Raw genomic sequence first — 12,841 nt, forward strand, 5'->3', positions numbered from 1 at the left:
CCTCTCCGACCGGCTTTTTATCCCGAATAGCGACGCACTCCGTCGCGTGATAGCCGTCGCCGGCGGAAAGGGCGGAAGCGGAAAGACGACGACGACCGTCGGTCTCGCGCGAGCGCTCTCGCGGCGCGGCGCGCCGGTCGTCGTCGCGGACGCGGACTGGGACCTCCCGAACCTGGTGGAGCTGGCGGACGAGACCGGCGAGCCGGTCGCGACGCCGGATGCGAGCCCGGCTCGAGGAGCGCCCGTCTCGGATGACCGTCCGACGGTCACGCGGGTCGCACGGGGGGAACGTCCGGTCCCGGTCGATCGCCGCGTCCCGGTCGTACTCGACGCGCCGGATCGGCCGAGCGAACACGACGCGGCGACCGTCCTCGCCGATCTCGACGACGTGGTCCCCGAGGACACCCCGCTTCTCCTCGACTGCCCCGCGGGAGCGTCACCGGACGTGGCGGCCCCGCTTCGCGCGGCCGACCGATGTGTCTTGGTGACGCCGCTTCACCGTCCGGCGCTCCGCGACGCGGCGAAGACCGCGGCGGTCGCTCGACGGCTCGACTGTCCGCTCCTCGGGATCGTCGTCACCCGCGCGGAGTCGGTTCCCGACGCCGTCTCCGACCTGTTCGGCTGTCCGGTGCTCGGCCGAGTCCCGCCGAAGTCCCCCGTGCCGCTCGCGGACGCGTCGGTCGAGACGGCGTACGACGCGGCCGCGGCGGCGCTCGTGGAGACGTACGGCGGCGGCGAGCGGTGGCGGATCGCGTGAATCGACGACGACGCGGGGCGTCGGGTCGTCGTCGCGCCGCCGCCACCGACAGAGCCAAACGTCCACGCGAGTCAGTTGCGCGCATGGAGCGGCTGCCGACCGGGATCCCGGTGTTGGACAGGGAGCTCGACGGCGGGCTCCCCGCCGGGAGCGTGGTGGCGTTGACGGCCGACCCGGCCAGCCAGTCAGAACTGTTCTTGAACACCTTCGCGAGCGTCCGGGAGACGCTGTATCTCACGACCGTTCGGTCGGCCGAGGCGGTCGAGAGCGGCCTCTCCGCGTCGTCCGTCGAGATCGGCGACCCCGTCGTCGAGGCCGTCGACGGCGAGGATCCGATCGCGGACGCGCGCGGATTCCTTCCCTCCGTTCCGGACGAGGGAACGGTGATCGTCGACTCCGCGGAGCCGCTGGAGGCCGCGTCCCCACTCAGCTATCGATCGCTGCTTTCGGACCTCGGCGATCGGATCGAGGAGACGGACGCGACGGCCGTGATCCACGCGCTCGAGACCGGCGGCGAGCGGTCCCGAAACCGCGTCGTCACGGAGCAGGTCGCGGACGTCGTCTTCGACCTCCGGACCGTGGTCACGGGGACCGCCATCGAGAACCGCCTCGCGGTACCGAAGTTCCGTGGCGGGGCGGCCCTCGAGGAGCCGGTCAAGCTCAAGCTCACCGACACCGTCTCCGTCGATACGAGCCGCGACATCGCGTGACGGGCGTCGCCGACGGCGGGTTCGTGTGGGGGGAGCCGCCGATCGCGGAGTCTGGACGGCCGAACCGATCAGACCGCCCCGACCGCGAGCACGGCGACACCGACGGCCACCGCGAGGGCCGCCCAGTTCGGCGGCGTGTCGACCGATCCGTACGGTCCTCCCTTGCGCGTGAAGAGGTACGCGAGATAGACGGCGAGCGGCGCGAGCGACGGCAGCGTTCCGACCGTGACCCCCGAGACGAAGCTCGAGAGGAGGGCGACGGCGACGGTCGAGAGGCCCGCGCTGGCCGCGACGACGACGTCCTCGCGTGCCCGTTCGATCTCCATACGCGAGCGTGGACGCGGGAGTACCCAAAAGGATCGGTTCGTTCCGCGGGTCAGTCCGAAGACAGGCCGTCGGGTCTATCGGGGCCGACGACGCCGACGGGTCGTTACTCCTCGTCGAGCTCGTCGTCCAGTTCGTCGGCGATCTCGTCGGCGTCCACGTCGATGTCCTCCAACGCCTCCTCGATGTCGCCGGCACCCGCGCCGCCCATGCCGCCCATCATGCCGCCGAGCCCGCCCATGCCGCCGCCCTCGATGACCTCCTCGACGACGACGCGGTCGAGGTCGAGACGGCCCATGAGGTCCTGGGCGATCTGCTGTTTCTGGAACATCCACTGCTGGTTCATCTGCATCGCCTGAGTCGCCGTGACGTAGAGGACGTCCTTTTCGACCTCCTCGGTCTCGACGACCTCCTCGCCGTCGTCGTCCTCGGTGACGCTCTCCTCCTCCTCGACGACGGTCTCGATCCGGACCTCGGGGGCGTCCTGGAGGTACATCCCGAGCATGCCGGCGGCCTTCTCCTCGCGGTCCTCGATGACCTCGAGCACCTCGTACTCGTACTCGAGGTCCTCGCCGGCCAGCGGGTGGTTGAAGTCGACGCGGGCGCGGCCGCCGATGATCGTCTCGAGGTGGCCCTGCCGGTTGTCGATCTGGACCTGCGCGCCGGGGTAGCGACTGTCCTCGGGGATCTTGTCGGCCTTGACCGTCTCGACCTCGTCGGGGTCGTACTCGCCGAAGGCGTCGTCTGCGGGGACGTCGACGGTTCCCTCGTCGCCGACGGACTTGCCGATCAGCTCCTCCTCGACGGACGGGAAGACGTGGCCGGCGCCGAGGGCGACGATCCGGGGCTCGAACTCGTACTCCTCGGTGTCGATCTCGGCCTCCTCGGCGACGTCCTCGTCGGTCGTGTCGATGACGTCGCCGTCGTCGGCCGTCCGGATGGTGTAGGCGAGTCGAACGAAGTCGCCGTCGGCGAGTCCGGCGTCCTCGGTCTCCGGTTCGGCGTCCGTTCCGGCGTCGGCCTCTTCGGCGCTCTCGGCCGCGTCCGCCTGCTCCTGATCGCTCATAGCGGAACATCACCCGTTACACTCTTAAGGCGCACGGTTCGGGTCGGAACGTCCCGTCGACCTTTTGACGGCCGCCGCCGACGCGGACGTATGTACGAGGTCGAGATCAAGGTCCCGGCGGACCTCGAGACGGTCCGGGATCGGCTCCGCGAACTCGACGCCGACCCCGGCGAGACCCGCCGACAGCGGGACGTCTACTACGACGCGCCCCACCGTGAGTTCGCCGAGACCGACGAGGCGCTTCGGATCCGCCGGGAGGCGGTGATCGGGGGATCGGGCTCGGGCGGCGGAACGGCGACCGGCGGGGAGTCGATCCGGCTCACCTACAAGGGGCCCCTTCTGGACGACGGGTCGAAGACCCGCACGGAGTACGAGACGGGCGCGGACGACGGCGAGGAGCTCGCGGGGATCCTCGACGGACTCGGATTCGAGCCCGCCGCGACCGTCGAGAAGCGTCGGGAGTACTGGCGGTTCGAGGGGTTCACCGTCGCGCTCGACGCCGTCGACCGGGTCGGAGCCTTCGTGGAGATCGAACGGGAGATCGACGCCGAAGGGGCGATCGATTCGACCCGAGAGGCCGCGATCGAGACGCTCGCGAAACTGGGACTCGACGCGGACGACCAGGTTCGTACGTCGTACCTCGGATTGCTGCTCGCGGCCGACTAGGACTCGACGCCCTCCGCGTCGCCGTCGCTCCCCTCGGGCCGTTTCAACGAGAGCGCGGTCCGCTCGAACGAGCAGACGAGAACGTCGTCGTTCGCGTCGTCAGTACCGCCGTCGCCGGTGTCGTCGACGTCGTCGTCGTTCGCGTCGTCGCCGGTGGCATCACCCCCGCCTCCCACCTTGAACGCCTCGACGCGCATGGTGACGACCCCGCGTTCGCCGTCGCTCGTCTCGCGTTTGTCGACCACCGTCGACCGCGCCCGGATCGTGTCGCCGTGAAAGACGGGATTCGGGTGGTCCACGTCGTCGTACGAGAGGTTGGCGACGATCGTCCCGTCGGTCGTCTCGGGGATCGAGAGGCCGACCGCCAGCGACATGGTGTAGAGCCCGTTGACGAGCCGTTCGCCGAACCGGGTGTCGGCAGCGAACGCCGAATCGAGGTGGAGCGGCTGTTGGTTCATCGTCATGTCACAGAAGCGTTGGTTATCGGCCTCGCTCACCGTCCGCCGTCGCCGGTGGTCGATGGTCTCGCCGACCTCGAACTCCTCGTAGTAGCGTCCCGTCATGTCGAACCCCTCCACGGGCGTTCACATATCGCTGTCGACCGCGACCGATTTAATGCGTCCCGGCGAGGAGCGGTCGACATGCCCCGACGAAGCCTCCTGTTCTCGCCGGGCGACCGACCGGAGCTGATGCGGAAGGCGGCCGAAACGGACGCCGACGTCCTGTGTTTCGACCTGGAGGACGCGGTCGCGCCGGCCCGAAAGGACGGGGCCCGCGAGGCGGTGCGATCGGTCCTCTCGGACCCCGCCTTCGAGCCCGACGCGGAGGTGTGCGTGCGACTGACCGTCGACGACACCCAGGCCGATCTCGACGCGATCGTCGGCGGAGGCGGCGGGTCAAACGAGAGAGATACGTTCCGCCTCGACGCGGTCATGCTCCCCAAGGTCGAGGGAGCCGCCGAGATCGGCCGGGTCGCCGACCTGTGTGCGGCCCGCGGGCTCGACCCGGTCGTGTTCGCGCTCGTCGAGACCGCCGAGGGCGTTCTCGCGGCTCGAGAGATCGCGGGGGCGGCGGCGACGACGGCGCTGGTCTTCGGGGCGGAGGACCTCGCCGCCGACATCGGTGCGACGCGGACCGCCGAGGGGACGGAGGTGCTCTACGCCCGCGAGCACGCCGTCCTCACGGCCAGCGCAGCCGGCGTCGACGCGCTCGACACCGTCCACACCGACTTCACCGACGAGGCGGGCCTCCGCGAGGAGACCGAGTTCGCGGCCACGCTCGGCTACGACGGCAAGCTGGCGATCCATCCCGACCAGGTCGGCCCGATCAACGAGGCGTTCACACCGGGGGCCGACGAGATCGAGTGGGCGAAGGCGGTTCTCGACGCTCGCGAGGCCGCGGACCGGGCGGACCGTGGCGTCTTCGAGGTCGACGGCGAGATGATCGACGCGCCGCTCGTCGCGCAGGCGGAGCGCGTGCTCGAGCGCGCCGAGGCGGCGGGACTCCGATCCGATGGCTGACCGCTGATTCCGCCCGCAATCGCGATTTCGACCGCGGTCGCCACCGTTAACTCACGCGATAGGGACGTTCGGGTATGAGCGACGAGGCGAACCCCTACGAGAGCCTGAAAGAACAGATCGACGACGCGGCGGCGTATCTCGACGCCGACGACGGGGTTCTCACTCGCCTGAAGAATCCCGAGCGAGTGTTGGAGACGAACCTGACGTTCGAGCGCGACGACGGCTCGCTGGAGACCGTGCGCGCCTATCGCTCGCAGTTCAACGGAGACCGCGGCCCCTACAAGGGCGGGATACGGTATCACCCCGGCGTCACCCGCGACGAGGTGAAGGCGCTCTCCGGCTGGATGGCGTACAAGTGCGCCGTCGTCGACGTTCCTTACGGCGGCGGGAAGGGGGGAATCGCGATCGATCCGGCAGACTACTCGGCCGACGAGCTGGAGCGGCTGACCCGGAGCTTCGCGACCGAACTTCGCCCCCTCATCGGCGAGGACCGGGACGTCCCCGCGCCCGACGTGAACACCGGCCAGCGGGAGATGAACTGGATCAAGGACACCTACGAGACGCTGGAGAACACGACCGCGCCCGGCGTGATCACGGGCAAGGCGCTCGATTCGGGCGGCAGCGAGGGGCGCGTCGAGGCAACCGGTCGATCGACGATGCTCGCGGCCCGAGAGACGTTCGATTGGCTCGACCGCGACGTCGAGAACGCGACCGTCGCGGTCCAGGGCTACGGCAACGCCGGGTCGATCGCGGCCGCCCTCCTCGAGGACCTCGGGGCGGACGTCGTCGCCGCCTCCGACTCGAGCGGCGGGATCTACGACCCGGACGGGCTCGACGCCCGCGGCGTCAAAGACCACAAGGCCGAGACGGGGTCGGTTTCGGGATACGGCGACGCGGCGGCGATCACGAACGAGGAGCTGTTGACCCTCGACGTCGATCTCCTCGTGCCCGCCGCCCTCGAGAACGCCGTCGACGCCGACCTCGCGGCGGACGTCGAGGCGGACGTGATCGTCGAGGCGGCGAACGGACCGCTGACGCCGGGTGCGGACGACGTGCTCACCGAGCGCGGGACGTGGGTCGTCCCCGACGTGTTCGCGAACGCGGGCGGCGTCACCGTCTCGTACTTCGAGTGGGTCCAGAACCGCCAGCGGTTCCACTGGACCGAGGAACGCGTCAACGAGGAGCTCGAACGCACGATCACCGGGGCCTTCGACGGGATCGTCGAGACGTACGAGGGGGAGGACCTCCCGAACCTCCGGACCGCAGCGTACGTCGTCGCGATCCGCCGGGTGGTGAACGCTTACGAGCAGGGCGGGAACTGGCCCTGAAGGGATCGCGACGCGGTTCGAGCCGACCCGCGGTCACACGTCGAAGAGTCGGTCGGCGTCCTCGCTCTGTCTCCGATAGATCCCGCGTCCCTTGAGCCGCGGGACCGGGTGGGTGTGAAGCGTCTCGCTTTCGAGGTCGTACAGCAACGGGAACACGTTCGTCCGGCGCTGGGCGACGGTGTAGGAAGTGGCGGTCGAGACGAGGTCGTCGCCGGGGGAAGCGACCGCGAACGCGACGTACCCTATCGGCGTCGCGGAGTCCGTCCCGTCGCTCAGTTCGGCGATCAGCTCCCGGAACCGGTCGGCGGCGGCGACGACGTCCTCGGCGTCGTCGTCGGTCGCGTCCACGACCGTGGCGAAAACGGAGACGTGCCCCACCGTGGGGTCCTCCTCGCGTACCCTCCAGAGCCGGTCGAAGCCGTCGGCCTCCCGGTCGACGACGTCGAATCCGTGTTTCCGTCGGTTCGCAGCGACCGCCTCGCGGTACCGGTCGACGTTCATGTCGTCGATGACGGAGCCACGTAATAAAAAATAGCACACTCGGGCGGCGGATCGTCGCCGGCCCTCGGGGGTCCGACTGGTTTCCGAACCGGAGCTACGCGAGCGTCGCGTCCGTCACCTCGATGTGGCCGCGGTCGCCCTCCCAGACGGTGTCATACGAGAGGTCGATCCGGCGGTCCATGTGGGGACCGTCGATCACGTACGTCTCGAACTCCCCGCCCTCGCCGAGCGGGTGGACGCCGTACTCCGCCCGGAGTTCGCGCAGCTCCGCGAGTGCGTCCGCGTCGTAGCGCCGACCGAGCCACGACTCGTCGAGGCCGTAGGCGGCCACCTGAACGATCCGGATCTCGAAGCCGGCTTCGAACATCGCCTCGGCGAGTTCGACCGGATCCTCGCCCCACAGCGGTGCGAAGAGGTCGATCCCGAGGCGGTCGCACATCCCCCGGATCCGGCTGGTCTGGAACTCGCTCTCGACGGCTCCGGCGGTGACGCCCGTGATATCCATCCCGTCCGTCGCGGCCAACGCGCGGAGCGCGCCCTCCATCGGCTCCAGTTCGGCGTCGCCCTGGGCGGCCGCGTCGTCGACGTCGTCGGCCCCGAAGTCGGCGGGCTCGACCTCGACGAGGTCGATGCCGACGCTCTCGGCGGCGAGTTCCGCGAGGTGCGTCGCCGGCGTGTGGTACATGTAGGAGTCGCCGGCGGGGTGGACGGTGAGGAGCCGCGAGACGTCCAGCCCCTCCTCGAGCGCGCGGTACAGCGCCCACGAGGAGTCCTTCCCGCCGGAAAAGAGGCTCACCCAGTCGGTCATATCCCGAGTCGAACGTCCGCGGGTAAAGCGTCAGCGGTCCGCAGTCGACCGAGTCGTGCGGTCGGCGTCGCCACTACGGCTCCGGTCGTTGCCTCGAGAACCGCCACCGCGCCGCCCGACTCAGTCCGAGATGAACTCGTTGTCGCGCCAGTTCACGCCGCCGTCGCCGTCGCCGGCACCCTGCGGGCTCTCGACGACCTCGATGCTCGCGGGGCGGGACTCGCCCTCGACGATCCGGGTCGCCTCGAGGTCGCCGTCGGCCTCCGTGATGGCCGTGAGCGTCCCCTTCTCGGCGCGCGTGGCGAGCTCGCGGAGCACTAAGAACATCGGGTACTGGAGCGCGGTGTTCTGGAGGACGGTCTCGCGGTCGCCCTTGAAACACGCGAACTCGACGAGCTCGGAGGGGATCTCCTCCTCCTCGTCGTCCATCCACTGCGGGCCGCCCGCGCGCGGGGGCTCCTCCTCGTAGACGCGCGTCTCCGTCACCGACGCCTTCAGCTGGGCGGTCGGCGTGTACTTGCTGATCGACTCGTCGTCGGACAGGGCCTTGATGATGAGTGTGTTGTTTCGACGCGTGATGTCGATGTCGTCGATCTCCGCGGGGAGGTCGGGGTCTTCGTCGAAGTACGCCTCTACGTCTTCGAGTGGCAGTTCGAGCGTCGAATGAAGTCGGAACACGCGGCCTGTCATTGTTTACTGGGGTGGGTGTGGGTCGGACCGGGTCGTCGCGACGCGGACGGTAAACGACTGCACCTACCCCGTCTAGGTGACGTAGGCTTATATGGCCTACTCTTCAGGAGACAGGGAGAAGGAGACCGATTCCGGCCGACGGCGCGACTACTCGACGCCGAGCTCCGCGGCCAGCTCGCCGCGCTCCTCGAGCTCCGCGAGCACGTCGCTGCCGCCGACGAACTCGCCGTCGACGAACGTCTGTGGGATCGTCTCCCAGCCGCTGTGGTCGGCGAGCGCCTCGCGGTAGGCCGGAAGCGCGGGCAGGACGTCGACCGTCTCGAACTCCTCGACGTGGCCGGAGATCAGCTCGATCGCCCGCTGTGAGTAGCCGCACTGCGGCATCAGGCGGTTCCCCTTCATGAAGAGCACCACGTCGTTGTCGGCTATCGCCTCGTCGACTCGCTCGCGCACCGCGTCCGGGTCCACGTCGCTTTCGGGCTGGAACGTCATGGCCTCCGATAGGCGACGACGAGTCAAAGGGGTTGCGGCCGGCTCGCTCCCGTTCGGCGCGGAACCGACGTCGAGCGTCTCACTCGCGGTCGACGCTGACGACGTCGACGAGCGAGTAGACCGGGACGTCGTCGATCTCGTCGTATCCGACCTTGTCGACGAGCACGACGCACGCGACCGGCTCGCCGCCGTGTTCGCGGATCGCGTCGATCGACTCGCGCATCGTGGTCCCAGAGGTGACGATGTCGTCGACGACGTAGCAGTCGCGGTCGCGGATCGCGGCGAAGTTCCGGGAGAACCCGCCGCCGTGGTCGGCGATGTCGCCCTCCTCCCACTGGTGTTTCGCGGGGGCGTACGTCCCGAGGTCCGTGTCGAGCTCACGGGCGACCGCGGTCGCGAGCGGCGCGCCCGCCTTCTCGATGCCGACCGTGAGATCGACCGCCTCTCCCTCCTTCACCAACAGATCCGCCATCGCCTTCGCGGCGTAGGTGAGCCGCGTCGAGTCGCGGCCGAGCGCGGACCAGTCCACGTGGATGTCGGCGGTCGTGTCGGTGTCGGTCTGCGCCGCGCTCTCGTCGTTGCCGCCGGCGCGCTCGACGAGCCAGCTCGCCGTCTCTCGCGAGACGTTCAGCTCGTCTGCGATCTCGCCCTTCGAGAGCCCGTGGTCGGCGAGCTCGGCCGCGCTGTCGATCAGGTCGTCAACGTTCTTCATACGCGGCGAATTCGACCGCCGTTTTAATAGTCGTGTCGTCATCCACGAAGGCGGCCTCGAACGACTCGAGCGGATGGACGCCGGTAACGAGATCCGAGAGGAACGCCTCGGAGAGTCCCGACAGCGACTCGACGGCCGCCTCGAAGTGTTCGTACCCGGAGTTGACGCTGCCCACGAGCGCCTTGTTGTGTAAGACGAGCTCGCGGTGGATCCGCCCGCCGTCGATCTCGAACGTCCAGTCGCCGGGCACGCCGAGCAGCGCCGCGACCCCGTTGGGGGCGAGCGCCTCCACCGCCTCGAAGGCGTGAGGCGCGTGGCCGGTCGCCTCGTAGACGAAGTCCATCGGCTCGTGTGCGTCCGGAACGTCCGAGACGTCCGTCTCGTTCGAGTTCACGTACGTCGCCCCGAGCGATTCGATGACGTCGATCGTCGGGTCGGGGCGCTCGCGGCGGCCGAGACAGTAGATCCGGTCGAACTCCGCGTCCAGCATCGCGACGGTGAGCAGCCCGAGCGACCCGTTCCCCAACACGAGCGCCGAGTCGGGCTCCCAGTGGAACGTCGACCGGCTCGCGAACGCGTGTTCGACCGCCTTCTCCGTGATCGAGACGGGCTCGACGAGGAAGCCCCACTCGGCGAGTTCGGGGGGGACCTCAACGAGGAACTCCGCGGGGCTCGTGAAGTACTCGGCCATGAAGCCGTGTGCGCCCACGATCCCCCGCTCGTGATACTCGCCGTCCGGGGCCATGTCCGGCTCGCCGCGCGCGAAGTACTCGTTCGCGCCGTTCGGGGGGCGACGGACCGTCGGGACGACCACGTCGCCGGCCTCGAAAGGCGTGTCGTTCGGGTCCTCGACGACGCCGACCGCCTCGTGTCCGAGGACGATGTGGTCCTCGCCGTCGGGCCGTCCGCCGTAGCCCCCGGCGACGACCTCGTGGTCGGTCCCGTCGACGCCCACGCGGAGCGTGCGGACGAGCGCCTCGCCCGCCGCCGGCTCCGGGCGCGGCTTCTCGATCACGACCGGTTCGGTCCCGTCCTCGTACACGGCGATCGCCTTCATACGCGAACCGAGGATCCCCGTCACCAAAAGATTTCTTTTGTCCCGAGTAAACCTGATCACCGTCGATCGTTCCGGCCGGTCGCCCTCGCGGCGGCGACTTTTTGGTTCGTCCGCCCCCACTGCGGACCGTGTGTACGCTCACGCTCGCCTGGCGCGTCTTCCCGGAAGTCCCGGTCGCGCTGGCCGCCAACCGCGACGAGTCGCTCTCCCGCGTCTCGGAGCCGCCGTCCCTCCGCGGGGACGAACGGCGGTTCCTCGCGCCGCGCGACGCCGAGGCCGGCGGCACCTGGATCGGGATGAACGACGCCGGCGTCGTCGTCGCCGTCACGAACCGGTGGCTCGAGGACGGCCGCGAGGGGGACCGCTCGCGCGGCCTGCTCGTCGAGGACTGTCTGCGCGAACCGTCCGCGGAGGCGGCCGCCCGCGCGGTCGAACGGGAGGTCACCGACCGCGAGTACGACGGGTTCAACCTCGCCGTGGCCGCCGACGCGGCGGCTTTCCTCCTCTCGTACGACGGCGGACTGGCCGTCACCCGCCTCGATCCGGGAGTCCACGTCGTCGGCAACGTCGGCGGCGTGGTCAACGGCGAGGCGCGGTTCGCGATACCGGACCGGCGCGCGGACTTCGGCGCGGAGCGCGCGGCGAGCGTCCGTCGGATCGCGAGCGCGCTCGTCCCGGAGCCCGGCGAGTCCGGCGACGGGTGGCTCGACCGCGCGAGCGACGTCCTCGCCGACCACGCGTACGGCGCGTGTCTCCACGGCGACGGCTACGGGACGCGTTCGTTCACTCGGATCCGGACCGGATCCGACCCGGCGATGGCGTTCGCCGACGGTCCGCCCTGCGAGACGGCGACGGAGTCGATCGCGGTTCCGGCGGACTTCCGGACGGAAAGCCAGTTTTAAGCGACTCGCCGGCGCCTGTGTGGGTATGAGCGTGTCCGAACTCGAGTCCGATCTGTCGGCGGACGAGCGCGCCGGTCTCGAGCTCATCCGCGAGACCGGCGGGATCCATCAGAGCGACTTCTGGAAGCAGCTCGACGTCTCCTCGCGGAAGGGGAGCCGCATCGCGGAGGCCCTCCAGGAGTCCGGGCTGATCCAGCGCGAGAACACGGTGTACGACGGCCACAACACCTACTACCTCGAGCCGGCTCCGCGGGACCTCGACTTCTCGCTCCTGATGGCCGGCGACATGCTCTCGCCGTTCATCGGCGAGGAGGAGATCGATCCGCAGTCCGACGCGTTCTCGCAGTGGCTGATGAACCTCGCCTACGAGGAGTACTGAGCCGCCCCCGGTTCTCTCCCGTTCTCGTCGCTTCCGCCGTTTCACGCCGCTCCCGCAGCCCTCACACTCGCCGGTCGTCGACGACCGCCCGCGCGACCCGCACCGCGTTCGCGAGCCCCGTCTCGAGTCCCGCTTCGGTGAGCGACGCCTCGAACGACTCGCGCGATGACTCGCCCGGCGCCGGCCTGTCGTGGTTCGAGATCCCGCGGACGCTGAGGTAGCGATCCGCGAGCCCGAACCGGCGGAGCGCCGCGACCGTCCCGGCGTCCTCCATCTCGGTCGCGCGGTACGGCCCCCGGTCGAGCGCCTCGAGGAATCCGGACACGTGCTCGGCGACGGTCCGACCGTGCCACAGCTCGTCGGCACAGACGTTGGTCCCGACGGTCACGGTCGGTTCCGACTCTTCCCCGATGCTCTCGAGGGCGACGCCGGCGGCCAGGTCGGCCGCGTCCGAGACGAGGCCGGGATCGAGATCGAAGACGCCCTGGCCCTCCGTGTAGGGGTCGGGCGCGATCGGTACGTCTCCGCCGTCGCTCCCGTCGTCCTCGCAGTCCCCGTCGTCGGGGTCGAACCGACACTTGTCGTCCCAGTCGACGATCTCGTCGGCGATCACCACCGACCCGATCGGGAGGTCGGGCGGCGCTCCGGCGATCCCGACCGAGAGGACGAGCGCGTCGGAGAGATCGACCGCGTCGCCGGCACGGAGCGCGGCGGTCGTCGTCGCCGCCGCGGCCTTGCCGATCCCCGTGGGAACGACGCCGAGCCCGTCCGCGTCGTGATACAGCGGCGCGAGCGTCCCCGGCACGTCGACCCGCTCCGAGAGGTCATAGGCGTCGTGCCACGGTTCGGTCTCGCCCGCGGCGGGAAGCGGGTCGAGCTCCTCGAACGCCGGCAACACGAGCGCGTCCAGCGCGACTGGCATCGATCCG

Annotated in this window: 17 protein-coding genes; 7 read left to right on the forward strand and 10 right to left on the reverse strand. The window is 69.8% G+C overall.

The window, feature by feature from the left end; all coding sequences use genetic code 11:
• Positions 1-46: 46 nt before the first annotated feature.
• Both NO889_RS10260 and NO889_RS10265 read left to right on the forward strand, forming a co-directional pair.
• A complete protein-coding gene (locus tag NO889_RS10260) occupies positions 47-757 on the forward strand; it encodes a MinD/ParA family ATP-binding protein (RefSeq protein ID WP_256412156.1) in 711 nt (236 codons plus the stop codon).
• Positions 758-840: 83 nt separating this feature from the next.
• Complete coding sequence (locus NO889_RS10265) at positions 841-1,467, forward strand: RAD55 family ATPase (RefSeq protein WP_256412157.1); 627 nt, start codon at positions 841-843, stop codon at positions 1,465-1,467.
• Positions 1,468-1,535: 68 nt separating this feature from the next.
• Here the strand turns inward: NO889_RS10265 and NO889_RS10270 are convergent, their stop codons facing one another.
• A complete protein-coding gene (locus NO889_RS10270; RefSeq protein ID WP_256412158.1) occupies positions 1,536-1,793 on the reverse strand; it encodes a DUF8049 family protein in 258 nt (85 codons plus the stop codon).
• A 104-nt stretch (positions 1,794-1,897) separates the two neighbouring features.
• Positions 1,898-2,857, reverse strand: coding sequence for an FKBP-type peptidyl-prolyl cis-trans isomerase (locus NO889_RS10275; RefSeq protein WP_256412159.1), 960 nt, complete (start codon positions 2,855-2,857; stop codon positions 1,898-1,900).
• A 90-nt stretch (positions 2,858-2,947) separates the two neighbouring features.
• Between NO889_RS10275 and cyaB the strand changes: the two genes are divergently transcribed.
• On the forward strand, positions 2,948-3,523 hold the full coding sequence (gene cyaB / locus NO889_RS10280; RefSeq protein ID WP_256412160.1) for a class IV adenylate cyclase: 576 nt from the start codon (positions 2,948-2,950) through the stop codon (positions 3,521-3,523).
• Here cyaB and NO889_RS10285 read toward each other — a convergent pair.
• Complete coding sequence (locus tag NO889_RS10285; protein ID WP_256412161.1) at positions 3,520-4,086, reverse strand: MaoC family dehydratase; 567 nt, start codon at positions 4,084-4,086, stop codon at positions 3,520-3,522. The two genes, cyaB and NO889_RS10285, sit on opposite strands and share 4 nt — an antisense overlap.
• A gap of 78 nt (positions 4,087-4,164) precedes the next feature.
• Here NO889_RS10285 and NO889_RS10290 point away from each other — a divergent pair, with 78 nt between their 5' ends.
• Both NO889_RS10290 and NO889_RS10295 read left to right on the forward strand, forming a co-directional pair.
• Positions 4,165-5,043: an HpcH/HpaI aldolase/citrate lyase family protein gene (locus NO889_RS10290; RefSeq protein ID WP_256412162.1), complete on the forward strand. Its 879-nt coding sequence runs from the start codon at positions 4,165-4,167 to the stop codon at positions 5,041-5,043.
• 74 nt (positions 5,044-5,117) lie between these two features.
• Positions 5,118-6,371 carry a Glu/Leu/Phe/Val family dehydrogenase gene (locus NO889_RS10295; protein ID WP_256412163.1) on the forward strand — a complete coding sequence of 418 codons (1,254 nt, stop codon included), beginning with the start codon at positions 5,118-5,120 and terminating at the stop codon, positions 6,369-6,371.
• A 33-nt stretch (positions 6,372-6,404) separates the two neighbouring features.
• Here NO889_RS10295 and NO889_RS10300 read toward each other — a convergent pair whose 3' ends face one another.
• From NO889_RS10300 to NO889_RS10325, 6 genes are all read right to left on the reverse strand, one after another.
• Positions 6,405-6,872, reverse strand: a complete 468-nt coding sequence (locus NO889_RS10300) for a hypothetical protein (RefSeq protein ID WP_256412164.1) — start codon at positions 6,870-6,872, stop codon at positions 6,405-6,407.
• Positions 6,873-6,966: 94 nt separating this feature from the next.
• Positions 6,967-7,680, reverse strand: a complete 714-nt coding sequence (locus tag NO889_RS10305; RefSeq protein WP_256412165.1) for a diphthine--ammonia ligase — start codon at positions 7,678-7,680, stop codon at positions 6,967-6,969.
• Positions 7,681-7,800: 120 nt separating this feature from the next.
• A complete protein-coding gene (locus NO889_RS10310) occupies positions 7,801-8,370 on the reverse strand; it encodes a DUF7110 family protein (protein ID WP_094534063.1) in 570 nt (189 codons plus the stop codon).
• 147 nt (positions 8,371-8,517) lie between these two features.
• Positions 8,518-8,862 (reverse strand): glutaredoxin family protein, encoded by a 345-nt coding sequence (locus tag NO889_RS10315; RefSeq protein WP_256412166.1) that lies wholly within the window; start codon positions 8,860-8,862, stop codon positions 8,518-8,520.
• A gap of 79 nt (positions 8,863-8,941) precedes the next feature.
• Positions 8,942-9,574, reverse strand: coding sequence for a transcriptional regulator GfcR (gene gfcR / locus NO889_RS10320; protein WP_256412167.1), 633 nt, complete (start codon positions 9,572-9,574; stop codon positions 8,942-8,944).
• Positions 9,561-10,631, reverse strand: coding sequence for a glucose 1-dehydrogenase (locus NO889_RS10325; RefSeq protein WP_256412168.1), 1,071 nt, complete (start codon positions 10,629-10,631; stop codon positions 9,561-9,563). Before NO889_RS10325 ends, gfcR begins: the two co-directional genes overlap by 14 nt.
• A 128-nt stretch (positions 10,632-10,759) precedes the next feature.
• Here NO889_RS10325 and NO889_RS10330 point away from each other — a divergent pair, with 128 nt between their 5' ends.
• The gene (locus NO889_RS10330; protein WP_256412169.1) at positions 10,760-11,533 is read left to right on the forward strand and encodes an NRDE family protein; all 774 of its coding nucleotides are present in this window, start codon (positions 10,760-10,762) and stop codon (positions 11,531-11,533) included.
• A gap of 25 nt (positions 11,534-11,558) precedes the next feature.
• Positions 11,559-11,912: a helix-turn-helix transcriptional regulator gene (locus tag NO889_RS10335; RefSeq protein ID WP_256412170.1), complete on the forward strand. Its 354-nt coding sequence runs from the start codon at positions 11,559-11,561 to the stop codon at positions 11,910-11,912.
• A 61-nt stretch (positions 11,913-11,973) separates the two neighbouring features.
• On the opposite strand, the gene NO889_RS10340 is transcribed toward NO889_RS10335, so the two are convergent.
• Positions 11,974-12,834 carry a purine nucleoside permease gene (locus NO889_RS10340; RefSeq protein ID WP_256412171.1) on the reverse strand — a complete coding sequence of 287 codons (861 nt, stop codon included), beginning with the start codon at positions 12,832-12,834 and terminating at the stop codon, positions 11,974-11,976.
• Positions 12,835-12,841: the final 7 nt, after the last annotated feature.

The organism is Halorubrum rubrum (assembly GCF_024494685.1).
Classification (GTDB): domain Archaea; phylum Halobacteriota; class Halobacteria; order Halobacteriales; family Haloferacaceae; genus Halorubrum; species Halorubrum rubrum.